The organism is Streptomyces sp. BL1, assembly GCF_057628045.1.
The window spans coordinates 1,875,782-1,900,046 of the sequence record NZ_JBXYWZ010000002.1 but is presented as its reverse complement, the minus strand read 5'-3'; the positions used below and the strand labels follow the sequence as shown (position 1 = coordinate 1,900,046).

Below are 24,265 nucleotides of genomic sequence, written 5' to 3'. Positions count from 1 at the left end.
CAACCCGACACGCGGCCCCTGTTGCCGGATGAAACGGAGAGCGGGCCCGGTAAGGGACGGCAGGGAGCGGGACAGTGGGGCGAAGCGTCAGCTCGGGGGCGGCGGGGACGGGAAGGGTCCGGCCGGCGCAGGGGGCGCTCCCCGCCGGCCGGACCGGATCCCGTGCAGCGGACGGCCCGTCAGGCCCGGCCTGCCGTGACCGGCAGGGCGATCCGGTGCTCGCCCGCGTACACGTTCATGGAGGTGCCCCGCAGGAAGCCGACGAGCGTCAGACCGGTCTCCGCCGCCAGATCGACCGCCAGCGAGGAGGGCGCCGAGACGGCGGCGAGCGCGGGGATGCCCGCCATCACGGCCTTCTGCACCAGCTCGAACGACGCCCGTCCCGACACCATCAGCACCGTGTCCCGCAGCGGCAGCCGGTCCTGCTGGAGCGCCCGGCCGACGAGCTTGTCGACGGCGTTGTGCCGGCCCACGTCCTCCCGTATGTCGAGGAGTTCACCCTCACCGGAGAACAGCGCGGCGGCATGCAGGCCGCCCGTACGGTCGAAGACCCGCTGCGCCTCGCGCAGTCTGTCCGGCAGGACGGACAGCAGTCCGGGGGTCAGCCGGAGCGGGGCGGGCCCGTCCTCGACGGCCCAACGGGCCGTCGTGCGCACCGCGTCCAGACTGGCCTTGCCGCACAGTCCGCAGGAGGACGACGTGTAGACGTTGCGCTCCAGCGCGATGTCCGGCAGCGGCACACCGGGAGCGAGCCGCACGTCGACCACGTTGTACGTGTTGGAGCCCTCGTCCGTGGCGCCCGCGCAGTACACGATGTTCGCCAGTTCACCGGCGTTCCCCAGCACGCCCTCGCTCACCAGGAAGCCCGCCGCCAGGGCGAAATCGTCGCCCGGTGTGCGCATGGTGATGGCGAGCGGTTTGCCGTTCAGCCGGATCTCCAGCGGCTCCTCGGCGACGAGTGTGTCGGGACGTGTGGTGACCACGCCGTCGCGGATCCGCGTGACACGCCTGCGCTCGGTGACCCGTCCCATGCGCGCTCACTACTCCCGTGTCTGTACGTGCTGATAGCCGAAGCGGCCCTTGACGCAGAGGTTGCCGTGGGTCACCGGATTGTCGTGCGGGGAGGTGACCTTGACGATTTCATTCTCCTGCACATGCAGGGTGAGGTTGCATCCCACTCCGCAGTACGCGCACACCGTGGTCGTCTCCGTCTGCTGGGCCTCGTCCCAGGTACCCGCCTCCCGCATGTCGAATTCGCTCTTGAAGCTCAGCGCGCCCGTCGGGCACACCTCGATGCAGTTGCCGCAGTACACACACGCCGAGTCGGTGAGCGGCGCGTCGTGTTCGGTGGAGATCCGGGCGTCGAAGCCGCGTCCGGCGACGGCGATGGCGAAGGTGTTCTGCCACTGCTCGCCGCACGCGTCGACGCACTTGTAGCACAGGATGCACTTGTCGTAGTCGCGCACATAGAGGTCGTTGTCGACCTTCGGCTCCTCCGCCATGCGCGCCGCGTCCGGGCCGAACCGTCCGGGCTCCGCGCCGTACTCCTCGATCCACCCGGCGGCGCCCGGCGTGGTCGACAAGTCCGTGGAGGACGCGAGCAGTTCGAGCACCATTTTGCGGCTGTGCCGGGTGCGCTCGGTGTCCGTACGGACGGTCATCCCGTCCTCCGCGCGGCGGGAGCAGGCGGGTGCGAGGGTGCGCGCGCCCTCGACCTCCACCATGCACACCCGGCACGCGTTCTTCGGGGTGAGCGTGTCGCCCTGGCACAGGACCGGCACGTCCGTGCCCTCCGCCCGGCAGGCGTCCAGAAGGGTCGACCCCTCGGGCACGCGGACGGACTCGCCGTCGAGGGTGAACTCCACCAGACGGCGCGGCGGCTGAAGCGGTACGGCAGTCATGACGAGTAGGCCCCCAGACGGTCGATCGCGGACTCCACGGCGTTCCACGCGGTCTGTCCCAGACCGCAGATCGAGGCGTCGCGCATGGCCGCGCCCACCTCGCGCAGCAGAGCGATGTCGGCTTGCGCGTCGGCGCCCCTGCTCTCCAGCAGCCGGGTCAGCGCCTCCTCCTGCCGTACGGTGCCGACGCGGCACGGCACGCACTGTCCGCACGACTCGTCGCGGAAGAACTCCGCGATCCGCAGCAGCAGCCGGGGCAGCGGAACGGTGCGGTCGAAGGCCAGCACCACCCCGGAGCCCAGTGTGGTGCCGGCCTCGCGGGTGCCCTCGAAGGTCAGCGGGACGCCGAGTTCGTCCGGACCGACGAAACTGCCCGCCGCACCGCCGAGCAGCACGGCGCGCAGGGTGTCCGTACGGGTGCCCGCGAGCGTGAGCAGGTCGCCGAGGGTGGCGCCGAACGGGACTTCGTACACGCCGGCGCGTGCCACACTGCCGGACACGCAGAACAGCTTCGGGCCCGTGGACGCCGGCGTGCCGATGGCCGCGTACGCCTGGGCGCCCAGGGTGAGCACCGGCAGCACGTTGACGAGGGTCTCCACGTTGTTCGCCGCGGTCGGCTTGCCGAACAGGCCCTTCTCGACGGGGAACGGCGGTTTGGCGCGCGGTTCTCCGCGCTGCCCCTCCAGCGAGTTGAAGAGGGCGGTCTCCTCGCCGCAGATGTACGCGCCGGCGCCGCGGCGGATCTCGATGTCGAACGCGAAGCCGCTGCCCAGGACGTCGGGCCCGAGGAGGCCGCGGGTGCGGGCCTGCGCGACGGCGCTCGTCAAGTGCCGCAGGGCGCGCGGGTATTCGCCGCGCAGATACAGATAGCCGACGTGCGCGCCGGTGGCGTACCCGGCGATGGTCATCGCCTCGACGAGGGCGTACGGGTCGCCCTCCATCAGGACCCGGTCCTTGAACGTGCCGGGCTCGCTCTCGTCCGCGTTGCACACGACGTAGTGCGGCTGGTCCGGCTGGGCCGCCGTGGCCTGCCACTTGCGGCCCGTGGGGAACGCGGCGCCGCCGCGGCCCATGAGCCCGGAGTCCGTCACCTCGCGCAGCACGCCCGCGGGGCCGAGGGCGAACGCGCGGCGCAGCGCCGTGTAGCCGCCGTTGGCGCGGTAGTCGTCGAGGGACAGGGGGTCGACGACGCCGATCCGCGACAGCAGGGTGAGCCCCGGGTCACCGGCCTGCGGGACGGCCGCCAGGGGGGCCGGTTCCGCCGGGGCGTGCTCCGGGGCGCGGGCCGCGGCGGCGACCGACTCCGCCGTGGCGGGCGCGAGGACGGCGGTCGCGTACGGCACGGGCTGCTGCGCGCCGGTCCCGCTGCCGGGTGTCTCGCCCGCTCTGACGGCCAGCGCCGCCGGGGCCCGTTCGCAGAGGCCCAGGCACGGGCTGGGGTGCCAGGCCGCGCCGTCACGGGGCTCGCCCGCGGGGGCGAAGTGCCGCTCCAGCGCGTCCTTCAGCGACGTACCGCAGGCGAGGTCCGTGCAGACGTGCACCGTCGTCGCGGGGCGCGGCTTCAGGGAGAACATGGCGTAGAACGTGGCCACCCCGTACGCCTCCGCCGGAGGCACCGTCAGACGGCGGCACAGATACGCCAGTCCGCCCTCGCTGATCCAGCCCACCCGGTCGTTGAGCGCGTGCAGCCCCGGCAGCAGCAGGTCGCGCCGCTCCCGCGCCGCGCGGCCGCCGCGCGCCCAGCGCAGATCCGCGTCACTGCGGTCGTCGGCGCCCTGCCAGGCGGACTCGGGCGGGCCCAGCAGCGCGTCGATCGCCGCGCGTTCCTCGTCGGTCGGTTTGCTGTCGCCGAAGTGCAGATCCATGGCGGGTCTCAGCTCCTCACGCTGACGGAACGACGGTGGGCAGCTTCTCGATCCGGATCGCCGACGCCTTGAACTCGGCCGTGCCGGCGATCGGACAGTTCGCCTCGATCGTCAGCGAGTTGGTGTCCACCTCGTCGGGGAAATGCATGGTCATGAACGCCAGACCGGGCCGCAGTCCGGGATCGACCCACACGGGCGCCACCACGGCGCCGCGCCGCGACGTGACCCGTACGTGCTCCTCCGTCTCCACCCGGTACGCGGCGGCGTCCTCGGGGCTCAGCTCGACGTACTCGCCGCGCCGCATGGGCGAGGCGAAACTGCCGCTCTGCACACCGGTGTTGTACGAGTCGAGACGGCGGCCCGTCGTCAGGCGCAGCGGATACTGCTCGTCGGTCAGGTCGACCGGCGGGTCGTGCCGCACGATGCCGAACGCGGCGGCCCTGCCGCGCCGTTCGGGGTCCTTCTCCCACAGCCGGCCGTGCAGGAAGGTCGGTTCGATCTCCTCCGTGCTGGGGCACGGCCACTGGATGCCCTGGTGCTCCTCCAGCCGGTCGTACGTCATGCCGTAGTGGTCGGGGGAGAGGGAGCGCAGCTCGTCCCAGACGGCCTGCGAGTCGGCGAACTTCCAGTCGTGGCCCAGCCGTCCCGCGAGGTCGCACATGATCTCGATGTCCTCGCGGGCCTCGCCCGGCGGGTCGAGCGCCTTGCGGACGCGCTGTACGCGGCGCTCGCTGTTGGTCGTCGTGCCGTCCGTCTCGCACCAGGCCGCCGTCGCCGGCAGCACCACGTCGGCCAGTTCGGCGGTCTTCGTGAGGAAGATGTCCTGGACGACCAGATGGTCGAGGGCGCGCAACCGTTCCATGGCCTGCTCGCTGTCGGCCTCCGACTGCGCCGGGTTCTCGCCGATGCAGTACACCGCGCGCAGTCCGCCGCTCTCCATGGCCTCGAACATGTCGGTCAGATTGAGGCCGTAGCGCGGCTGGATGACGGTTCCCCAGGCGGCCTCGAACTTCTGCCGTGTCTCCGGTTCGAGGATGTCCTGGAAACCGGGCAGCCGGTTCGGGATCGCGCCCATGTCGCCGCCGCCCTGCACGTTGTTCTGCCCGCGCAGCGGCTGCAGGCCCGCACCGTGCCGGCCCACGTGACCGGTCAGCAGGGACAGGTTGATGAGGGCGCGCACGTTGTCCGTGCCGTTGTGGTGCTCGGTGATGCCCAGCGTCCAGCACAACTGGGCACGTTCGGCCGTCGCGTAGGCGTGCGCCAGATCGCGGATGGCTTCCGCCGGTACGCCCGTCACCTTCTCGGCGGCGCTCAGCGTCCACGGCTCGACCGCCGCCGCGTACTCCGCGAAGCCGCTCGTGGCCCGCTCGATGAACGACCGGTTGGCCAGGCCCGCATGGATGATCTCGCGCCCGACGGCGTGGGCGAGCGGGATGTCCGTACCGACGTTGAGGCCCAGCCAGCTCTCGGCCCATTCGGCGGTCGAGGTGCGGCGCGGGTCGACGGCGTACATGCGGGCACCGTTGTGAATGCCCTTCAGCACGTGCTGGAAGAAGATCGGGTGCGCGAAACGGGCGTTGGAACCCCACATCACGATCAGGTCGGTGGTCTCGGCCTCCGCGTACGAGGAGGTGCCGCCGCCCGACCCGAAAGCGGCGGACAGTCCGGCGACGCTCGGGGCGTGACAGGTGCGGTTGCACGAGTCGACGTTGTTGGTGCCCATGATGACGCGGGCGAACTTCTGCGCCACGTAGTTCATCTCGTTCGTGGCACGGGCGCAGGAGAACATGCCGAAGGCGTCCGGGCCGTGCTCCTCACGGGCGCGGAGGAAGCCGGCCGCCGCGCGGTCCAGCGCCTCCTCCCAGCTCGCGTACCGGAACTCGCCGTCCTTCGTGTCCCGCACCAGCGGGCGGGTCAGCCGCGGGTACTGCTTGGGAGTGCGGTCGCGCTTCTTCATGTCGCGTTGCTCCTCGGAGTGCTCCTCATGCTGCGGGTGCCGCGTTCTGCAGGGTCGTGGCGAGCAGGTCGGTGACGGCGTGGATCGCGCACAGTTTGGGCACGGGAGTGCGTGTCAGCGCGGCCAGTTCGACCACCGCGGCGAGCAGGACGTCGAGTTCGAGAGGACGGCCGCGCTCCAGGTCCTGGAGGGTGGACGTCTTGTGGTCGCCCACGCGCTCGGCGCCGGCGAGCCGCTTCTCCACGGAGACCCGCGGACGGCAGCCGACCGCCTCTGCCACCGCGAGGGTCTCGCGCATCATCGTCGTCACCAGGGCACGCGTGTCCTGGTGACGGCAGATCTGCGCCATGGTGGCGCGGGACAGCGCGCTCAGCGGGTTGAAGGCGATGTTGCCGAGCAGCTTGACCCACACGTCGTCACGGATGTCGTCCTCGACGGGGCACTTGAGGCCGCCTGCCCGCATGGCCTCGCTGAAGGTCAGACAGCGCTCCGATCCGGCGGCGGCCAGGGCCGGTTCACCGATGGAGAACCGGGTGCCCTCCACGTGCCGGACGACGCCGGGCGCCTCCAGCTCGGTGGCCGCGTACACGACGCAGCCGACGGCGCGCTCCGGCGGCAGCACCGCGCTGACGGAGCCGCCCGGGTCGACGCTCTCGACCCGGTGCCCGTCGTACGGACCGCCGAGGCCGTGGAAGTACCACCAGGGGATGCCGTTCTGCGCGGCGACGACGGCCGTGCCCCCGTGCAGCAGAGGCCGTACCAGCGGCCCGCACGCCGCATAGGAGTTGGCCTTCAGCCCGAGGAACACGTAGTCGGCGGGCCCGATGTCCTCCGGGTCCGAGGTGGCGTGCACGCGTGCGGTGAAGTCACCGCGGGGGCTGAGCACTTGGACACCGTCGCGCCGCATGGCCGCCAAGTGCGGGCCGCGGGCGATGAGATGGACGTCGGCGCCCGCGCGGTGCAGCGCTGCTCCGACGTACGCGCCGATCGCTCCGGCGCCGACGACTGCGACTTTCATGACTGGCTCTCCGATCGGTTCGGCTGAGGGAGACCGAGTACGGGTCGAGCTCATGAGACGATGGAATACTGTATACAGATGACGGCCGCAGGGCGGCAAGACGTGTGCGTCGCCGTTCTGTTGGGGCCTCGGACGGCCGGGCCTCAGGGGTTCCGGAAAGAGTCCTTCCGACCAGTCTGCGAAGAGCCGGTCAGCCTGTGAAGAGCTTGGCGGCCTTCTGGAGGAGTTCGTACAGACCGTAGACGAGCGGTGCGCCGACCCACAGCCATGTGAACGCGATGAGTGCGGTCCTGCGGCTGTCCGTCCCGCCGCCGTCTGTGCTGTCAGCTGTGCTGTGACTGCTCATCTTCCGCCTCCTTGCTGCCGGCCGACTGCGTCAGATGGTGCTTCGGGTGCACGGGCCGGACGAGTTCGTTGGCGAGGAAGCCGACGACGAGCAGGCCGATCATGATGACGAGCGAGAGGGTGTACAGGCCGGGGCCCGAACGGCCCGCCTCCTCCTGCGAGTCGGCGACCCGGTTGACGATGAGCGGGCCGAGCACACCGGCCGTCGACCAGGCGGTGAGCAGCCTGCCGTGGATCGCGCCCACCTCGTACGTGCCGAACAGGTCCTTCAGATAGGCGGGGACCGTGGAGAAGCCGCCGCCGTAGAAGGAGAGGATCACCAGCGCGCAGCAGACGAACAGCGGTGTCGACGTGTCACCGAGCTGCGCGATCGCGAAGTACATGAGGGCGCCCACGCCCAGGTACACGCGGTACATGTTCTTCCGGCCGATCACGTCGGACGTCGACGACCACAGGATCCGGCCTCCCATGTTGGCCAGCGACAGCAGGGCGACGAAGCCCGCTGCTGCGGATGCGGAGACAGGCGTGTCCGTCCGCGCGAAGAAGTCCGTGATCATCGGCGCGGCCTTCTCCAGAATGCCGATGCCCGCCGTGACGTTCGCGCACAGGACGACCCACAGACACCAGAACTGCGGGGTACGGATGGCGCTGCGCGCCGACACGTGCGCGGTGGTCACCAGGGCGCGCTGCGCGACCTGTCCGGGCTCCCACCCTGCGGGCTTCCAGCCCTCGGGCGGCACCCGTACCAGCAGCACACCGAGCGACATGAACACCGCGTACACCAGGCCGTGCACGAGGAACGCGGTGGCGATCCCGCTGCTGTCCGAGCCGAACCCCGCCAGCATCTGCGCCGACCACGGCGACGCGATGAGCGCGCCGCCGCCGAAGCCCATGATGGCGATGCCCGTCGCCATGCCGGGCCGGTCGGGGAACCATTTGATCAGCGTGGAGACGGGGGAGATGTAGCCGATGCCGAGCCCTATCCCGCCGACGAAGCCGTAGCCGAACACCACCAGCCAGAACTGCTGGGTGGCCGCGCCGAGCGCGGCGATCAGGAAGCCGGAGGAGAAGCAGACCAGCGACACGCACATCGCCCAGCGCGGGCCGTTCCGTTCGACGAGGGTCCCGCCGAAAGCGGCCGACAGGCCGAGCATCACGATTCCCAGCTGGAACGGCAGCGCGCTCGCCGTACCGGACAGTCCGAGCGCCGATTCCAGCGCAGGCTTGAACACGCTCCAGGCGTACGCCTGTCCGATGGAGAGATGCACCGACAGCGCGGCGGGCGGCACCAGCCAGCGGCTCCATCCGGGCGGTGCGACGCTGCGCGAACGGTCGAGTATGCCGGGCTTCATGGGCCGGAACGATATTGCAGTCGCAAGGAAGTTGACCACCGGTTCGACAGGATTCCTTGAACGGTGAACGTCCCTGCGTCGCAAGGTGAACGTCCTCGCATGGCAAGCTGACGCGGTGAGCGGACGCGGAGGCGCGCGGACGGCCGGCGTACGGAGCGAGGGAGACACGGTGGCGGTGCAACAGGAGCGCGGGGTCGCCGTGTTCGACCTGGACGGGACCCTGGCGGACGTCCGGCACCGGCTGGACCGTATCGAGGGCGGGCGGCGCGACTGGGACGCCTTCTTCCGGGCCGCCGTCGACGATCCGCCGCTGGCGGAGGGCGTCGAGCTGGCCCGCGAGTGGGCCGCGACGTGCGACCTCGCCTATGTCACCGGGCGGCCCGAACGGTGCCGCCGGGACACGGAGCGCTGGCTGGCCGGACAGGGGCTGCCGCAGGGCGCGTTGTGGATGCGGCCCGCGGACGACCGCCGTCCGGCCCGGGAGACCAAACCGCGGCTCCTGCGAGAACTGGCCCGCGAGCGCGAGGTCGCCGTGGTCGTGGACGACGACCGGCAGGTGTGCGACGCGTACCGCGCCGCCGGGTTCCCCGTGGTCGAGGCTGACTGGATGGCCCGCGCGCCCCTGCTGGAAGAGGCCCAGGAGGAGTCGGGCCGCACCTGACGGCCGCACCTGACGGCTGCGTCGACGGCCGTACCCGGCCCGGCCGCGGCGGCCGCTCCACGTGGCACCCGCGCGCGGGTGAACCGCGGTCCGGACCGCGGGTGTCAGGCCTTGACGCAGACGTACGTGCCGTACGTCGGGCCCGTGAAGTCCTTCTTCGCGATGTCGAACCCGGCTTCCCGGAGCATCGGTTCGAGCAGCCAGCTGAACGTCGTGTGCTCGGTGCGCAGATGCTCGACGAGATCGGCACTGGTGCAGCCGGTGCCGGACCCCGCGGCGGCCGTCAGCCAGCTGCTGAAGACGGTGTCCGCCTCCTCGGGGCTGAAGTCGTAGACCAGATCGCGCAGCAGCAGAACGCCGCCCGGGCGCAGCAGGTCCGCGACGCGCCGCAGGGCGACCGCCTTCCAGAAGTCCGGCAGCCGGTGCAGCGCGTGCCGGGTGAAGACCGCGTCGGCGGGGGCGCCTTCGTGCTCGTACGTGAGGAAGCCCTCCTCCACGCACTCGGGCGCGGCCGGCACGTCCGGCCCGTCGGCCCGGCCGCGCAGCGCCCGGGCCATCGCGGGGGAGACCTCGACCGCCACCACGCGGCCGAAGTGCCGCGCGGCCGGGACGGCGAACTGCCCTGTGCCCGCGCCCATGTCGACCACCGTCGACTCCTCGCCCAGTCCGTACGAGTGCAGCAGGGCGAGATCCGGCTCCGGATCCGGGTGGCCCTGTTCGCGGTCGAAACCGGGAATGGAGTCCGGGTCGAGATGATCCGGCCCTGCGTGGTCCCGTTCGTTCAGCATCCAACCGGGGTGTCGCATACTCCCGATGCTGACATGTGCGACCGCGAATCCGCCCGGATTATCCGCGCGAGCGGTATATGTCACGCACCGTCCGGCGGCGGGCGACGGCTCTCCGGGGCCGTGCGGGGAGAGTCCGGCACCGCGTGGGGAGCGTCCGACGCCCCCCGTTCACTCCGGCGCGGCGCCGTTCAGCTGGGCCGACAGCTGGTGGGCCGCCGCGCCGACCGCCTCCACGACCGGCGGCAGCGCGTCCGGCGGCATCCGGAAGACCGGGGCCGACACGTTGACCGCCGCGGCCACGGCGCCGCGGTGGTCGTGCACGGGGGCGGCCACGGCGACCAGGCCCGGCTCGTACTCCTCGGCGGCCACCGCGTATCCGCGGGCCCGGTCCGCGCGCAGCCGCTCCAGCAGCGACTCCGTGTCGCGCGGCGCCTGCTCCGTGCCGGGCAGCGGGCCGGGGCCGAGCAGTGCGGCGACCTCCCGTTCGGGCAGGCCGAGCAGCAAAGCGCGCCCGGCGGACGTGCAGTTGAGCGGGGAGGAGCGGCCGACCCACTCGTGGGCCTGGAGGCTGCGCGACGTACGTTCCGTCAGCACAGTCACCACGCTGTGCCCCGACAGCACGGTCAGATAGGCGGGTTCGCCGACCCGGTGGACGAGCTCGCGGAGCACCGCGGGGGCCTCCCGCTGGAGCCGGTCCCCGCCGGCGGAGGCGGCGAGGGCGAGCAGCTGCCAGCCGACGCGGTACTCCTGCGTACGCGGGTCGCGTTCGACGAAGCCCTGTTCCGCCAGCGCCTTCAGGGTGCGGGACACCTGCGTCTTCTCCTTGCCCAGCAGCCCGGCCACCGCCTGTACCCGCATCGGGCCCTGTCCGAGGGCGCGCAGCACGTCGAGTGCGCGGTGCACGCTGCTCAGTCTGCCCGTGGTCTCGTTCGCCATGTCGCCAGCATGCCATGGTCGCGTGCGTATAGAGCAACAGCCATTGCTCATTCCGCACGCGCCCTGTCTACGGTCGTGGCCATGTGCGGAATCGCAGCCCAGTACACGACAGGCACCCCTGACAGCACAGACCTCCTCGCCGGAGCGGATCTCCCAGGCGGCACGGACGGCGACAACAGCGCGGACGGCGGCAACAACGCGCACGGCGACAGCAGTGCGCACGGCGAAAGCGGCGCGGAGCGGATGCTCGGCCGGCTCGCGCACCGCGGGCCCGACGACAGCGGCTCGCGTACGGTCGGCCGGCACGCATGGCTCGGTCACCGGCGGCTGTCCATCGTCGACCTCGACGGCGGCCGGCAGCCCCTGACCGGCGCCGGCGACCCCGACGGCTGGTCCCTCGTCTGCAACGGCGAGATCTACAACCACGCCGCCCTGCGTACCGAACTCGGCGCCGGCCTCTTCGCCTCCTCCTCCGACTCCGAGGCGGCCCTCGTGCTGCTGCGCGAACACGGCCCCGACGCGCTGGAGCGGCTGCGCGGCATGTGGGCGCTGTGCGCCGCCGCGCCGGACGGCCGCTTCGTCGCGGCCCGCGACCCGCTCGGCATCAAGCCGCTGTACTGGGCCCGTACTGACGACGGCGCCGCGCACTTCGCCTCCGAACTCCGCGCCTTCGCGCCGGAGTTGCAGCCGTACGCCGAGACGTTCCCGCCCGGCTGCCACTGGACCCCGGACGGCGGACTGCGGCGCTTCGCCGACGCCGTACCGCCCGTCGGTGACGGTCCCGAGTGGCGCGGCGTGCCCGCCACGACGGTCGAGAAGACCACCTTCGAGGTGGTCTCCGACTCGGTGCGGCGTCATCTGATGGCGGACGTCGAGGTCGGCGTGTTCCTCTCCGGCGGGCTCGACTCCAGCCTGGTCGCCGCCGTCGCCGCGGAGGAGTACGCGGCGCGGGGCAGGCGGCTGAAGACCTTCGCCGTCGGTACGGAGGGCTCGCCCGACCTGCTGGCGGCGCGCGACGCGGCGGCGTTCCTCGGCACCGAGCACCACGAAGCCGTCCTCGACGCCGCGCGGGCCGAGGCCGCCATGGACGACGTGGTGGCCTGCGTCGAGTCCTTCGACGCCAGCCTGATCCGCAGCGCCGTGCCCAACTGGTTCCTCTCGCAGCTCGCTTCGCGGCACGTCAAGGCCGTCCTCACCGGCGAGGGCGCCGACGAACTCTTCGCCGGCTACGGCTACTACCACCAGCAGCACGCCGGCCCCGCAGCGCTGGACGGCGAACTGCGGCGCACCCTCGGCTCGTTGCACGGGCTGAACCTCCAGCGCTGCGACCGCGTCACCATGGCGCACGGCCTGGAGGCCCGGGTGCCCTTCCTCGACGCCGACGTCATCGCGCACGCCATGTCGCTGCCCGCGGAGATGAAGGCCCTGGAGGAGGACGGCACGGAGAAGGGGCACCTGCGCCGGGCCTTCACCGGCCGGCTCCCGGAACGGCTGCTGTGGCGCCGCAAGGAGCAGTTCGGCACGGGAAGCGGCGCGGAGAGCGTACTGACCCCGCTGTGGACGACCCGCATCACGGACGCCGAACTCGCCGCGGCGCGGCGGGAGCCGGGGGCGCCGGAGCTGCGCAGCAAGGAGGAACTGGGCTACTACCGCACCTTCCGCCGCGCCCTCCCCGGCGTCCGCGCGGAAGCGGTCCTCACCCGCTTCGCGACGGCCTGACGCCCCGTCAAGGCCCGTGCGGCGCCTGCCGTACGGGCCCTGAGGTGCGTACGACGTCTGCCGGTGCTGTGAAGCGCATCACCGGGAGGGTGTGTGGACGGTAGAGTGCACTTCGGCGACTGTAGACAATAGCCAATGTCTCCGAGGGCGAGGGGGTCGCACATGCTGTCCGCGGGACTGCCGCAGGGATCCGTACCCAAGCTGGAACGTCCGGGACCGCTGCGCGAGCGGGTCTACGAGGCGCTGCTGGAGCTGATCACGACCCGGGCGCTGAAGCCGGGCCAGCACCTGGTCGAGAGTGAACTCGCCCAGCATCTCGGGGTGTCCAGGCAGCCCGTGCGGGAGGCGTTGCAGCGGCTCAACACCGACGGATGGGTCGACCTGCGGCCCGCGCAGGGCGCCTTCGTGCACGAGCCCACGGAGGAGGAGGCCGACCAACTGCTCACCGTACGCACGCTGCTGGAGGCGGAGGCGGCGCGGCTGGCTGCGGCGAACACCGACGAGGCGGGGATCGCCGCGCTCGAAGAGCTGTGCGTACGGGGCGAGTCGGCGGTCGAGCGGGACGAGGTCGACGCGGTGGTGGAGGCGAACGCGGACTTCCACGCGAAGGTGATGCAGCTGGCCAGCAACTCCGTGCTGGCCGAGCTCGCCGCGCAGGTCGACCGGCGCGTCCGGTGGTACTACACGCCGATCGCCCGGCAGCGTGGCGCCCAGTCCTGGATCGAGCACCGCGAACTGATCGCGGCCATCGCGGACGGGGACGGGCCGCGGGCCACGACCGTAATGCGGGCACACACGGAACACACCCGCCGCAAATACCACGCCCGCGACGACAGCTGAGCGCCCCGCCCCGGTGTGGGCAGCTGGTCCGCCCTGGGGGCGGAACGGGTGGGCACACCGGACCGCACCCGCGCAGGGTTCGCTCCCCGCACGCAACGCACGCGCCGCCGTGAGGGGTTGGCCCCAGACCCGCCCCTACCCGTTTCTTCCGGGGCTCCCGCCCCGGGCCCCAGCGCGCCGGCGCGCGAAAGGCCCCGCAGGCGGGGGAGGAGGAACTGGGGCTGCGCCCCAGACCCCCGCGGGGCTTCGCCCCTGCACCCCACGCGCTGCGTGGGAAGTCGGGGCTCTGCCCCGGGCCCCGGCGGGGCTCCGCCCCTGCACCCCACGCGCTGCGTGCGAAGGATGGGGCTGCGCACCCACGCGCTGAGCGCGATAGACGGGGGCTGCGCCCCCGTCGCGCTGCGCGCGGAGTCGCGCTCCCGCCTCGGCTCTCGCTCTTTGTCCTCACTCAGGAAAAAGTCGGGCCAATTCGTGCGCTACTTCTTCCCAGCTTCGGCAGCCGTTGCTACGTTCCCCTCAATTCCCGGCCGCAGGCCCCATTTCGGGTCGGGAGCCGCTGCGTACGAACAGGGCTGGAGGGGACGACGGTGAGGCGCATGACGGCACGACCCGCCAACGCACACCAGGCGCGACTGCTCCGGCTGTTGCGTGACGGTGGTCCCAACTCCCGCGCGGTGCTCGGCGATCAGGTCGAGCTGTCCCGTTCCAAGCTGGCCGTCGAGGTCGACCGGCTGCTGGAGACGGGGCTCGTCGTCGCCGACGGCCTCGCCGCCTCCCGCGGCGGACGCCGCTCGCACAACGTACGGCTGGCGCCCGGACTCCGGCTGCTCGGCGTGGACATCGGCGCCACGTCCATCGACGTCGCCGTCACCAACCCCGAACTGGAGGTCCTGGGCCACTACACCGAGCCCATGGACGTCCGCGAGGGACCCGTCGCCGTCTTCGACCAGGTGCTCGCCATGGTCGGCAAACTCCGCGACTCCGGTGTCGCGGAAGGCTTCGACGGGGCGGGCATCGGCGTACCGGGCCCCGTCCGGTTCCCCGAGGGGGTGCCCGTCGCGCCGCCGATCATGCCGGGCTGGGACGGCTTCCCCGTACGGGAGGCACTCAGCCAGGAGCTGGGCTGCCCCGTCATGGTCGACAACGACGTGAACCTCATGGCCATGGGGGAGATGCAGGCCGGAGTGGCCCGCTCCGTCAGCGACTTCTTCTGCGTCAAGATCGGTACGGGCATCGGCTGCGGTGTCGTCGTCGGCGGCGAGGTGCATCGCGGTACGACGGGCAGCGCGGGCGACATCGGGCACATCCAGGTGGAGCCCGACGGCCGCCAGTGCGCCTGCGGCAACCGCGGCTGCCTGGAGGCGTACTTCGGCGGCTCCGCGCTGTCCCGGGACGCCGAGGCGGCGGCCCACGAGGGCCGTTCGGCGGAACTCGCCCAGCGGCTGGAGTCCGCGGGACGGCTCAGCGCCCCCGACGTCGCGGCGGCCGCCGCGGCCGGCGACGGCGCCTCACTCGACCTCATCCGGGACGGGGGAGCCCGTGTCGGCCAGGTGATCGCCGGACTCGTCAGCTTCTTCAACCCCGGCCTCGTGGTGATCGGCGGCGGGGTGACCGGGCTCGGCCACACGCTCCTGGCCAGCATCCGCACCCAGGTCTACCGCCAGTCCCTCCCCCTGGCCACCGGGAACCTGCCCATTGTGCTGGGCGAACTCGGCCAGGCAGCGGGAGTAACAGGAGCAGCCCGCCTCATAAGCGACCACCTTTTTTCGCCAGCGTAGAACCCAGTGTGGGCGGCTGGTCCGCCCCACCCCGGTGTGGGCACGCGGTCCGCCAAGGGGCGGAACGGGTGGGCACACCGGACCGCACCCGCAGGGCCAGGTCCCGCACAGCGCAACGACCGCGCACAGAGCGCGGATTGAACGGCTAGCAAGGCGTACCGCACCGCACGGCCGGACCCGTAACACGCACAGCGCAAAGCGACCCCGCACAGCGCAAGCGCCCCGCGCAGCGACCCCGTACACCCGGAGGCCATGCCATGGCAGCTCTGCTCACGATGCACGGCATCACGAAGACGTTCCCCGGCGTACGGGCGCTGGACAGTGTCGACCTCGATGTCGAGGCCGGCGAAGTGCACTGTCTGCTCGGTCAGAACGGCGCGGGCAAGTCGACGCTCATCAAGGTGCTGTCCGGCGCGCATCAGCCCGACGAGGGCGAGATCCACTGGCAGGGCGCGCCGGTCACGCTGTCCGCGCCGGTGAGCGCGATGCGGCTGGGCATCGCGACGATCTACCAGGAGCTGGACCTGGTGGAGCATCTGTCGGTGACGGAGAACGTGTTCCTCGGGCACGAAGTCGCCTCGCGCGGCGGCCTGTTGCGGCCCCGCGCGGCCCGTACGAGGGCCGCCGCGCTGCTGGACCGGCTCGGCCATCCCGAGATCGACCCGGGCACGGTCGTCGGTGAACTGTCCGCCGCCGGGCAGCAGATCGTGTCCATGGCGCGGGCGCTCTCGCACGAGGTGCGGCTCATCGTGATGGACGAGCCGTCCGCCGCGCTCGACCCGGACGAGGTCGACAATCTCTTCCGTATCGTCGAAGGGCTCACCGCCGACGGGGTCGCCGTCGTCTACATCTCGCACCGGCTGGAGGAGATCCGCCGCATCGGCGACCGCGTGTCCGTTCTGAAGGACGGCCGGACGGCCGCCCGTGACCTGCCGGCGCGCTCCACGCCCACCAGTGAGTTCGTGACGCTGATGACGGGCCGCGAGGTGCAGTACGCGATGCCGGAACGCGCCGCGTCCGACGAGAGCGCGGCGCTGGCGGAGCCCGTCCTGCGGGCCGAAGGGCTCGCGCGGGAGGGCGAGTTCGAGGCGCTCGACCTGGAGCTGCGGCCCGGCGAGATCGTCGGTCTGGCCGGGCTCGTCGGGTCGGGCCGCTCCGAGATCCTGGAGACGCTGTACGGGGCGCGCCGCCCCACCGCGGGCCGTGTTCTCGTCGACGGGCGTCCGCTGCGGCCCGGTTCGGTGGTGTCCGCGGTGCGGGCCGGTGTCGGACTGGCCCCGGAGGAACGCAAGTCGCAGGCGCTGCTGATGCTGGAGTCCGTCACCCGCAATGTGTCGGTGTCGTCGCTGCCGCGGTTCTCCACGGGCGGCTGGCTGGCCCGTACGGAGGAGCGTGCGGCCGCTCTGCGCCGTACCCGTGAACTGGCCCTGAGCCCCGACGATCCCGACCGGCCCGTCCGCACCCTGTCCGGCGGCAACCAGCAGAAGGTCGTCCTCGCGCGCTGGCTGCTGCGCGAGTGCCGGGTGCTGCTGCTGGACGAGCCGACGCGCGGTGTGGACGTGGGGGCGCGGGCCGAGCTGTACGCGATCGTCCGCGCGCTGGCGGACTCCGGGGTGGCGGTCGTGCTCGTCTCCAGCGAACTGCCCGAAGTCCTCGGCCTGGCCGACCGGGTGCTGGTGCTGCGCGAGGGCCGTGTCGTCCACACGGCTCCCGCGGCGGAACTGGACGAACCCCGGGTGCTCGACCTCGTGATGGAAGGAACCCCGCGATGACCAACTCCTCTCCGGGCCACCCGCCCGGCGCCGGCGGCCTCCCGGACGGTCAACCGGGCGCCGCCACCGTGCAGAAGGGCACCGCCCCGGCCGGCACCGCACAGCCCCCCGCGGAGAAGGAGGGCGGCGGCCGTACGGGAGGCGAGCACCGGGGGACGCGCGGCCGGATCCCCGTACCCCGGCGCGGGCTGCGGCATCTCTCCCTCGTCGGGGTGCTCGCCGTGCTCGTCGTGGTGGGCGCGCTGACGCGGCCCGAGCAGTTCATGAGCACCGGCAATCTCCAACTCATCCTCACCCAGGCCTCGGTGATCGGGGTCGTCACCGTCGGCGTCACCTTCGTGATCATCGGCGGGGGCATCGACCTGTCCGTCGGGGCGATCGTCGCGCTGGCGTCCGTGTGGGCGACGACCCTGGCCACGCAGGACTTCGGCCTCTGGGGGATGCTGCTGTGCTCCGTCGCCGTCGGCCTCGGATGCGGGCTGATCAACGGGTCGTTGATCGCGTTCGGACCGATGGTGCCGTTCATCGCGACCCTCGCGATGCTCGCCTCGGCACGCGGCCTCGCGCTCCAGATCAGCGACGGCAAGACGCAGGTCGTCACCGTCGAATCGGTGCTCAGCCTCGGCGAGCCCGGCTCGTACGTGCTCGGAGTGCCGCCCCTGGTGCTGGTGTTCGCCGCGGTCGCGCTGCTCGGCTGGCTGGTGCTGAACCGCACCACGTTCGGCCGCCGCACCGTCGCCGTCGGCGGCAACCCCGAGGCGTCCCGGCTGGCGGGCATCGCCGTCAAACGGCAGCGGCTGCTGCTCTATCTGCTGTCCGGGCTGTGCTGCGGGATCGGCGCGTTCCTGCTGATCGTCCTCACCGGCTCCGGCCAGAACACCAACGGCAATCTCTACGAACTCGACGCCATCGCCGCCGCGATCATCGGCGGCACCCTGCTGAGCGGCGGCCGCGGCACCATCACCGGCTCCGTGCTCGGCGTGCTGGTCTTCACGACCATCACCAACCTCTTCGCCCTCAACAACCTGCAGAGCGAGGTCCAGCAGATCGCCAAGGGGGCGATCATCGTCGCCGCGGTCCTGGTCCAGAAGGGTCGGAAAACATCATGAGCGAGAACCCACGTATGCCCGCGTCCCGCAGAAGCGTCCTGTTCGGCACGGCCGCGGCAGGAGCCGCGCTGCTCGCCACAGGCTGTACCAGCAACGAGAGCAACGACTCGAAGGGCGGAGAGTCCGCCGAACAGGCGGGCGTGGCGGGCGACAAGCCCGGCAAGAAGGTCACCATCGGCTTCGCCGGGCCGCAGGCCGACCACGGCTGGCTGAACGCCATCAACGAACAGGCGCAGAGCCGCGCGAAGAAGTACGAGGACGTCACCCTGGAGACCACCGAGGGCTCCAACGACAACGCGCAGCAGATCGGCCAGGTCGAGACGCTCATCAACAAGAAGGTCGACGTCCTCGTCGTCCTCCCCGCCGACGGCAAGGCCCTCACCCAGGTCGGTCTGAAGGCCATGCGGGCCGGCATCCCCGTCGTCAACCTGGACCGGATCTTCGCCTCGCAGAAGGCCTACCGCTGCTGGATCGGCGGCGACAACTTCGGCATGGGCCTCAACGCGGGCAACTACATCGGCGAGAAGCTGCGCGGCAAGAAGAACGCCCGCGTCGTCGAACTGGCCGGGCTCGACAACCTCGAACTCACCCAGCAGCGCACCGCGGGCTTCAACGCCGCGCTCAAGAGCTACCCGAACATCAAGAAGGTCGCCCGGCAGGCGGCCGAGTTCACCGTCGAGTCCGGCCAGGCCAAGATGTCCCAACTGCTGCGTGCCGAGCCGAAGTTCGACGCGCTGTGGAATCACGACGACGACCAGGGCGTCGGCGCCGACCGGGCCATCAAGCAGGCGGGCCGCGACGAGTTCCTGATGGTGGGCGGCGCGGGCGCCAAGCGCGCCATGCAGGCCATCAAGGCGGACAACACCGTGCTCAAGGCGACCGTGCTCTACCCGCCGACGATGGCCGCTTCCGCCATCGACCTCGCCCGCGCGCTGGGCCAGGGCAAGGGAATCGCCGGTCTGTCGGAGTTCGAGATCCCCGCCTCCATGACGCTCTACTCGGCCGTCGTCACGAAGGCCAACGTCGACGAGTACCTGCCGATCGGCTTCGACTGACCGCCGTACGGCCCCCGTCCGTGCCGCCGGCCCCGGCCGCGCACACCCCACAGGGAGGAGCCTCCATGCCGCACGACACCCCCGAACCGGCCCCCGAACCCGGCCCCGAGCCCGGAACGGGGACGCCGCCCGGCGACCGGCCGCCCGCGCTCGGCGTCGGCATGGTCGGCTACTCCTTCATGGGCGCGGCGCACTCGCAGGGCTGGCGCACCGTGGGGCGGGTGTTCGGCCTGCCGCTGACGCCCGTGATGAACGCCGTGTGCGGGCGGGACGCCGAGGCCGTACGGGAGGCCGCCGGCAAGCTCGGATGGGCCGCCGCGGAGACGGACTGGCGGGCCCTGATCGCGCGCAGCGACGTGCAGTTGGTGGACATCTGCACGCCCGGCGACAGCCACGCCGAGATCGCCGTCGCGGCGCTGGAGGCGGGCAAGCACGTGCTGTGCGAGAAGCCGCTCGCCAACACGGTCGCCGAGGCGGAGGCCATGGCCGCCTCGGCCCGCGCGGCGCGGCAGCGTGGCCAGGTCGCGATGGTGGGCTTCAACTACCGCCGTACGCCCGCGCTCGCGCTCGCGCACCGGCTGGTGGGGGAGGGGCGGGTCGGGGAGATCCGGCACGTACGGGTCGCGTATCTGCAGGACTGGCTGGTCGACCCGGACTTCCCGCTCACCTGGCGGCTGCGCCGCGAGGCGGCGGGCTCCGGGGCGCTCGGCGATCTGGGCGCGCACGCCGTCGACCTGGCGCAGTACCTGGCCGGTTCGCCGCTCACCGGGGTGTCGGCGCAGACGGAGACGTTCGTACGGGAGCGGCCTGTGCCCGGCGCGCTTCCCGGGGCGCCGCGGGGTGCGGTGACCGTCGACGACGCGGCGCTGTTCACCGGCCGGTTCGCGTCCGGGGCGCTGGCGGCCTTCGAGGTGAGCCGGGTCGCGGCGGGCCGCAAGAACGCGCTGCGGGTGGAGGTCAACGGCACCCGCGGCTCGCTCTCCTTCGATCTGGAGCGGCTGAACGAGCTGCACTTCCACGACCACACCGAGGCGGCCGGGGTGTCCGGCTTCCGCCGGATCCTCGTCACCGAGGACAGCCACCCGTATCTGGAGGCGTGGTGGCCGCCGGGCCACGGCCTCGGCTACGAGCACACGTTCGTGCACCAGGCCCGCGATCTGGTGCACGCGATCGCCGACGGCAGCGTCCCCGAACCGTCCTTCGAGGACGGGCTGCAGGTGCAGCGGGTGCTGGCGGCCGTCGAGGAGAGCGCGGAGAAGAACAGCGTCTACTCGCCCGTGGCGAGCTGAGGAGGACACGCCGTGCCGAGACAGTTCACGCTCTTCACCGGACAGTGGGCCGATCTGCCCCTGGAGGAGGTGTGCAGGCTTGCCGCCGAATGGGGCTACGACGGGCTCGAACTCGCCTGCTGGGGCGACCACTTCGAAGTGGACCGCGCCGTACGCGAGCCGGGCTACGCGGCAGGCCGGCGCGCCCTGCTGGGGAAGTACGGGCTCGCCGTGCACGCCGTCTCCAACCATCTGGCAGGCCAGGCCGTGTGCGACCACCCCATCGACGAACGGCACCAGGCCATCGTGCCGCCGCGCGTCTGGGGCGACGGCGAACCGGAGGGCGTACGGCAGCGCGCCGCCGAGGAAATGAAGGACACCGCGCGCGCTGCCGCCGCACTCGGCGTACGTACTGTCGTCGGTTTCACCGGTTCGTCCATCTGGCATCTGGTCGCCATGTTCCCGCCGGTGCCGGAACGGATGGTCGAGCGGGGCTACGAGGACTTCGCCGAACGGTGGAACCCCGTACTCGACGTGTTCGACGCGGAAGGGGTGCGCTTCGCGCACGAAGTGCACCCGAGCGAGATCGCGTACGACTACTGGACGACGGTCCGCGCGCTCGAAGCGGTCGGCCACAGGCCCGCGTTCGGGCTGAACTTCGACCCCAGCCACTTCGTGTGGCAGGACCTGGACGCCGCCGGGTTCCTCTACGACTTCCGGGACCGGATCTACCACGTCGACTGCAAGGAGGCGCGGAAGCGCCTCGACGGCAGGAACGGCCGGCTCGGCTCCCATCTGCCGTGGGGCGACCCGCGGCGCGGCTGGGACTTCGTCTCGGCCGGGCACGGGGACGTGCCCTGGGAGGACGTGTTCCGGGTGCTCGGATCCATCGGCTACGACGGCCCCGTGTCCGTCGAGTGGGAGGACGCGGGCATGGACCGGCTGACCGGCGCCCCGGAAGCGCTGAGGCGGCTGCGCGCGTACGACTACGACCCGCCGACGGCCTCCTTCGACGCGGCCTTCAGCAGCTCCTGACACGGGCTGCCGTCGGGCCACCCGCGGCACGAACCGCATGACGTACCGACCCACCATCCGGCGGCGCGAGCCGAGCGCCGTCGTGACCCGGCATGACGGTGTGTCACCAGGCGTCCTGTGAAGGGACGTTGTGCTTTATCCGGACATCGGATGATGTCGGCTTCTTTGCCGTCATACGTCTTTCGCCGGACGCCGAAGATGACTACCGTCCTTGATGTGTACCGGTCATGAGTCGCCCCCTCGCACTTCCCGCACGGCGAACCGGTACGTCCCTTCCGGCGCGACGGCGCGCGCCTGTGCAGTACGCAACCCACGTCATCCCGCACTGGAGGACACGCGTGCACAGGACATCCCGCTCATCCAGGAACCGCAGATCCGGCCGGCTCCGCACGGCGGACAGCCCCCGCGGTCACAGAACGGGCCGGCTCCGCACCCGGCTCGCCGTGGCAGCGAGCGCACTGCTCGTCGGCGGCGGCCTCGCCTTCGGCGCCCCGCCCACGCAGGCGGCGCCCGAACCGGCGGAACCCGCGGCGGATCCGCCCTTCCAGCAAGTCACCCTCGCCAAGGGGGAGAAGGAGACCGGCGAGCCCATGACGCTCGCCGTGCTGCCCGACCGCTCCGTCCTGCACACCTCGCGGGACGGCACCGTGCGGCTCACCGACAAGGACGGCGCGACGAAGACCGCGGGCAAGCTCCCGGTCTACGGCCACGACGAGGAAGGCCTGCAAGGCGTCGGCGTCGACCCCGCCTTCAAGGTCAACCGCGCCGTCTACCTCTACTACGCGCCTAAGCTCGACACCCCCGCCGGGGACGCCCCGGAGACCGGCAAGGCCGAGGACTTCAAGCCCTTCGACGGCGTCAACAGGCTCTCCCGCTTCGTACTGAAGCAGGACGGCACGCTCGACATGAAGAGCGAGAAGAAGGTCCTCGACGTACCCGCCAACCGCGGACTGTGCTGCCACGTCGGCGGGGACATCGCCTTCGACAAGCAGGGCAACCTGCTGCTGTCGACCGGTGACGACTCCAACCCGTTCCAGTCCGACGGCTACACGCCCATCGACGAACGGGCCGACCGCAACCCGGCGTTCGACGCCCGGCGGTCCTCCGGCAACACCAACGACCTGCGCGGCAAGATCCTCCGCGTCAAGGTCAAGCCCGACGGCAAGTACACCGTCCCCAAGGGCAACCTCTTCGCCCCCGGCACCGCGAAGACCCGCCCCGAGATCTACGCGATGGGCTTCCGCAACCCGTTCCGGATGAGCGTCGACAAGCCCACCGGCACCGTCTACGTCGGCGACTACGGGCCCGACGCGGGCAAGGCCGACCCGGACCGCGGTCCCGCGGGACAGGTCGAGTTCAACCGCGTCACCAAGGCCGGCAACTACGGCTGGCCGCTGTGCACCGGCAAGAACGACGCCTACACCGACTGGGACTTCGCGGCGAAGAAGCCCGGCGGGAAGTTCGACTGCGCGAAGCCCAAGAACGATTCACCCCACAACACCGGACTCACCGAACTGCCCCCGGCCCAGCCCGCCTGGATCCCCTACGACGGCGGTTCCGTACCGGAGTTCGGCGACGGATCCGAATCGCCCATGGGCGGCCCCGTCTACCGCTACAGCGCCAAGCCGTCCGCGGCGAAGTTCCCCAAGGCCTACGACGGTGACTACTTCGCCGGCGAGTTCGGCCGCAAGTGGATCAAGCGGATCGAGCAGGACGACAGCGGCAAGGTCGGCGCCATCAAGGACTTCCCCTGGAAGGGCACCCAGGTGATGGACCAGGAGTTCGGCCCCGACGGCGCGCTCTACGTCCTCGACTACGGCACCGGCTACTTCAACGGCGACGAGAACTCGGCGCTCTACCGCATCGACAACGCCACCGCGGGACAGACACCGGAGGCCCAGGCCAAGAGCGACACCGCCAGCGGACAGGCACCCCTGAAGGTGGCCTTCTCCTCCGCCGGCACCAAGGACCCCGACGGCGACAAGGTCGGCCTGCGCTGGGACTTCGGTGACGGCGCCACGTCGAAGGAGGCCAACCCGACGCACACGTACGAGAAGAACGGCACGTACAGCGCCACCGTCTACGCCACCGACCCGAGCGGCCGCACCGGCAGCGCCAGCGTGCACATCACCGTCGGCAACACCGCACCCAAGGTGAAGGTGGACATCCCCGCGAACGGCACCCCGTTCGCCTTCGGCGACTCCGTGCCCTTCAAGGTCACGCCCACCGACCCGGAGGACAAGGAGATCGACTGCTCCCGCGTGGAGGTCTCCTACATCCTCGGGCACGACAGCCACGGCCACCCCATGACCAGCGCCAAGGGCTGCACCGGCACCATCAAGACCAACGCCGACGGTGAACACGACCCGGACGCCAACATCTTCGGCGTTCTCGACGCCACGTACACCGACGGCGGCGGCAACGGACAGCCCCCGCTGACCGGCCGCGGCGAGAGCATCCTCCAGCCCAAGCACCGGCAGGCCGAGCACTTCACCAAGGCCGCGGACGGCGTCGCGGCGGCGGCGGCCGACGGAGCCGAGGGCGGCAAGGCCCTCAACGCGCTCAAGAACGGCCAGTGGACCGCGCTGGAGCCGTACGCGCTCGGCGACGTCACCCAGCTCGCGGCGCGCGTCAACGCCGCCGGAGCGGAAGGCGGTTCGGTCGAGATCCGCGCCGGAGCACCCGACGGCAAGCTGCTCGGCACCGCGAAGGTCCCGGCCGGCGGCGGCTGGCAGAACGTGACCGCGCCCGTCGAAGGCGCAGCGGCCGGATCCGGAGCGCTGTACCTGAGGTTCACCGGCGGCTCCGGCGAGCTGTACGACCTGGACGCCTTCACCGTCACGACCAAGTGAGAGGAGGAGAACCG

At 71.6% G+C, this 24,265-nt stretch carries 19 protein-coding genes; 10 read left to right on the top strand and 9 right to left on the bottom strand.

Translation table 11 applies throughout. The features are described from left to right. Positions 1 to 179 precede the first annotated feature (179 nt). The 7 genes from fdhD to AC3AGO_RS08480 all read right to left on the bottom strand — a co-directional run bounded on the left by fdhD (position 180) and on the right by AC3AGO_RS08480 (position 8,438). Positions 180 to 1,031 (bottom strand): formate dehydrogenase accessory sulfurtransferase FdhD, encoded by an 852-nt coding sequence (gene fdhD / locus AC3AGO_RS08510; RefSeq protein WP_487819528.1) that lies wholly within the window; start codon positions 1,029 to 1,031, stop codon positions 180 to 182. Between the two features lie 9 nt (positions 1,032 to 1,040). Then, positions 1,041 to 1,901 carry a 2Fe-2S iron-sulfur cluster-binding protein gene (locus AC3AGO_RS08505; protein WP_487819527.1) on the bottom strand — a complete coding sequence of 287 codons (861 nt, stop codon included), beginning with the start codon at positions 1,899 to 1,901 and terminating at the stop codon, positions 1,041 to 1,043. Continuing rightward, positions 1,898 to 3,766 carry an NADH-ubiquinone oxidoreductase-F iron-sulfur binding region domain-containing protein gene (locus AC3AGO_RS08500; RefSeq protein ID WP_487819526.1) on the bottom strand — a complete coding sequence of 623 codons (1,869 nt, stop codon included), beginning with the start codon at positions 3,764 to 3,766 and terminating at the stop codon, positions 1,898 to 1,900. The genes AC3AGO_RS08505 and AC3AGO_RS08500 overlap by 4 nt, the downstream gene beginning before the upstream one ends. A 16-nt stretch (positions 3,767 to 3,782) precedes the next feature. Next, a complete protein-coding gene (locus AC3AGO_RS08495) occupies positions 3,783 to 5,723 on the bottom strand; it encodes a molybdopterin oxidoreductase family protein (protein ID WP_487819525.1) in 1,941 nt (646 codons plus the stop codon). Between the two features lie 25 nt (positions 5,724 to 5,748). Continuing rightward, positions 5,749 to 6,741 (bottom strand): 2-dehydropantoate 2-reductase, encoded by a 993-nt coding sequence (locus AC3AGO_RS08490; protein ID WP_487819524.1) that lies wholly within the window; start codon positions 6,739 to 6,741, stop codon positions 5,749 to 5,751. 190 nt (positions 6,742 to 6,931) lie between these two features. Continuing rightward, positions 6,932 to 7,087: an MFS transporter small subunit gene (locus tag AC3AGO_RS08485; protein WP_487819523.1), complete on the bottom strand. Its 156-nt coding sequence runs from the start codon at positions 7,085 to 7,087 to the stop codon at positions 6,932 to 6,934. Further along, positions 7,065 to 8,438, bottom strand: coding sequence for an L-lactate MFS transporter (locus tag AC3AGO_RS08480; protein WP_487819522.1), 1,374 nt, complete (start codon positions 8,436 to 8,438; stop codon positions 7,065 to 7,067). Before AC3AGO_RS08480 ends, AC3AGO_RS08485 begins: the two co-directional genes overlap by 23 nt. A gap of 175 nt (positions 8,439 to 8,613) precedes the next feature. On the opposite strand from AC3AGO_RS08480, the gene AC3AGO_RS08475 reads away from it, so the two are divergent. Next, entirely contained in the window at positions 8,614 to 9,099 is a 486-nt protein-coding gene (locus AC3AGO_RS08475) for a phosphatase domain-containing protein (protein WP_487824576.1), read from the top strand. 104 nt (positions 9,100 to 9,203) lie between these two features. Here the strand turns inward: AC3AGO_RS08475 and AC3AGO_RS08470 are convergent, their stop codons facing one another. Together AC3AGO_RS08470 and AC3AGO_RS08465 are read right to left on the bottom strand one after the other, a co-directional pair. Further along, complete coding sequence (locus AC3AGO_RS08470) at positions 9,204 to 9,905, bottom strand: class I SAM-dependent methyltransferase (RefSeq protein WP_487819521.1); 702 nt, start codon at positions 9,903 to 9,905, stop codon at positions 9,204 to 9,206. Between the two features lie 150 nt (positions 9,906 to 10,055). Further along, positions 10,056 to 10,823, bottom strand: coding sequence for an IclR family transcriptional regulator (locus AC3AGO_RS08465; RefSeq protein ID WP_487819520.1), 768 nt, complete (start codon positions 10,821 to 10,823; stop codon positions 10,056 to 10,058). Positions 10,824 to 10,904: 81 nt separating this feature from the next. Here AC3AGO_RS08465 and AC3AGO_RS08460 point away from each other — a divergent pair, with 81 nt between their 5' ends. The 9 genes from AC3AGO_RS08460 to AC3AGO_RS08420 all read left to right on the top strand — a co-directional run bounded on the left by AC3AGO_RS08460 (position 10,905) and on the right by AC3AGO_RS08420 (position 24,251). Further along, positions 10,905 to 12,542 carry an asparagine synthase-related protein gene (locus tag AC3AGO_RS08460; protein WP_487819519.1) on the top strand — a complete coding sequence of 546 codons (1,638 nt, stop codon included), beginning with the start codon at positions 10,905 to 10,907 and terminating at the stop codon, positions 12,540 to 12,542. A gap of 162 nt (positions 12,543 to 12,704) precedes the next feature. Beyond that, positions 12,705 to 13,382, top strand: a complete 678-nt coding sequence (locus AC3AGO_RS08455; protein WP_487819518.1) for a GntR family transcriptional regulator — start codon at positions 12,705 to 12,707, stop codon at positions 13,380 to 13,382. 596 nt (positions 13,383 to 13,978) lie between these two features. After that, on the top strand, positions 13,979 to 15,160 hold the full coding sequence (locus tag AC3AGO_RS08450) for an ROK family transcriptional regulator (protein ID WP_487819517.1): 1,182 nt from the start codon (positions 13,979 to 13,981) through the stop codon (positions 15,158 to 15,160). Positions 15,161 to 15,417: 257 nt separating this feature from the next. Then, on the top strand, positions 15,418 to 16,932 hold the full coding sequence (locus AC3AGO_RS08445; RefSeq protein ID WP_487819516.1) for a sugar ABC transporter ATP-binding protein: 1,515 nt from the start codon (positions 15,418 to 15,420) through the stop codon (positions 16,930 to 16,932). Beyond that, positions 16,929 to 18,041: an ABC transporter permease gene (locus AC3AGO_RS08440; protein WP_487819515.1), complete on the top strand. Its 1,113-nt coding sequence runs from the start codon at positions 16,929 to 16,931 to the stop codon at positions 18,039 to 18,041. Before AC3AGO_RS08445 ends, AC3AGO_RS08440 begins: the two co-directional genes overlap by 4 nt. Beyond that, positions 18,038 to 19,096 (top strand): substrate-binding domain-containing protein, encoded by a 1,059-nt coding sequence (locus tag AC3AGO_RS08435; protein WP_487819514.1) that lies wholly within the window; start codon positions 18,038 to 18,040, stop codon positions 19,094 to 19,096. Before AC3AGO_RS08440 ends, AC3AGO_RS08435 begins: the two co-directional genes overlap by 4 nt. A 161-nt stretch (positions 19,097 to 19,257) precedes the next feature. Then, positions 19,258 to 20,385 carry a Gfo/Idh/MocA family protein gene (locus AC3AGO_RS08430; RefSeq protein ID WP_487824575.1) on the top strand — a complete coding sequence of 376 codons (1,128 nt, stop codon included), beginning with the start codon at positions 19,258 to 19,260 and terminating at the stop codon, positions 20,383 to 20,385. A gap of 12 nt (positions 20,386 to 20,397) precedes the next feature. Further along, on the top strand, positions 20,398 to 21,399 hold the full coding sequence (locus AC3AGO_RS08425; RefSeq protein ID WP_487819513.1) for a sugar phosphate isomerase/epimerase family protein: 1,002 nt from the start codon (positions 20,398 to 20,400) through the stop codon (positions 21,397 to 21,399). 443 nt (positions 21,400 to 21,842) lie between these two features. Continuing rightward, complete coding sequence (locus AC3AGO_RS08420; RefSeq protein WP_487819512.1) at positions 21,843 to 24,251, top strand: PQQ-dependent sugar dehydrogenase; 2,409 nt, start codon at positions 21,843 to 21,845, stop codon at positions 24,249 to 24,251. The last annotated feature ends 14 nt before the right edge of the window (positions 24,252 to 24,265 follow it).

Bases quoted from the DNA above. Each gene is read 5' to 3' on its own strand.
- AC3AGO_RS08440 (WP_487819515.1), top strand. From the start codon at position 16,929: ATGACCAACTCCTCTCCGGGCCACCCGCCCGGCGCCGGCGGCCTCCCG.
- AC3AGO_RS08470 (WP_487819521.1), bottom strand. From the start codon at position 9,905: ATGCGACACCCCGGTTGGATGCTGAACGAACGGGACCACGCAGGGCCG.
- AC3AGO_RS08505 (WP_487819527.1), bottom strand. From the start codon at position 1,901: ATGACTGCCGTACCGCTTCAGCCGCCGCGCCGTCTGGTGGAGTTCACC.
- fdhD (WP_487819528.1), bottom strand. From the start codon at position 1,031: ATGGGACGGGTCACCGAGCGCAGGCGTGTCACGCGGATCCGCGACGGC.
- AC3AGO_RS08500 (WP_487819526.1), bottom strand. From the start codon at position 3,766: ATGGATCTGCACTTCGGCGACAGCAAACCGACCGACGAGGAACGCGCG.
- AC3AGO_RS08495 (WP_487819525.1), bottom strand. From the start codon at position 5,723: ATGAAGAAGCGCGACCGCACTCCCAAGCAGTACCCGCGGCTGACCCGC.
- AC3AGO_RS08490 (WP_487819524.1), bottom strand. From the start codon at position 6,741: ATGAAAGTCGCAGTCGTCGGCGCCGGAGCGATCGGCGCGTACGTCGGA.
- AC3AGO_RS08460 (WP_487819519.1), top strand. From the start codon at position 10,905: ATGTGCGGAATCGCAGCCCAGTACACGACAGGCACCCCTGACAGCACA.
- AC3AGO_RS08480 (WP_487819522.1), bottom strand. From the start codon at position 8,438: ATGAAGCCCGGCATACTCGACCGTTCGCGCAGCGTCGCACCGCCCGGA.
- AC3AGO_RS08485 (WP_487819523.1), bottom strand. From the start codon at position 7,087: ATGAGCAGTCACAGCACAGCTGACAGCACAGACGGCGGCGGGACGGAC.
- AC3AGO_RS08455 (WP_487819518.1), top strand. From the start codon at position 12,705: ATGCTGTCCGCGGGACTGCCGCAGGGATCCGTACCCAAGCTGGAACGT.
- AC3AGO_RS08450 (WP_487819517.1), top strand. From the start codon at position 13,979: ATGACGGCACGACCCGCCAACGCACACCAGGCGCGACTGCTCCGGCTG.
- AC3AGO_RS08445 (WP_487819516.1), top strand. From the start codon at position 15,418: ATGGCAGCTCTGCTCACGATGCACGGCATCACGAAGACGTTCCCCGGC.
- AC3AGO_RS08465 (WP_487819520.1), bottom strand. From the start codon at position 10,823: ATGGCGAACGAGACCACGGGCAGACTGAGCAGCGTGCACCGCGCACTC.
- AC3AGO_RS08430 (WP_487824575.1), top strand. From the start codon at position 19,258: ATGGTCGGCTACTCCTTCATGGGCGCGGCGCACTCGCAGGGCTGGCGC.
- AC3AGO_RS08435 (WP_487819514.1), top strand. From the start codon at position 18,038: ATGAGCGAGAACCCACGTATGCCCGCGTCCCGCAGAAGCGTCCTGTTC.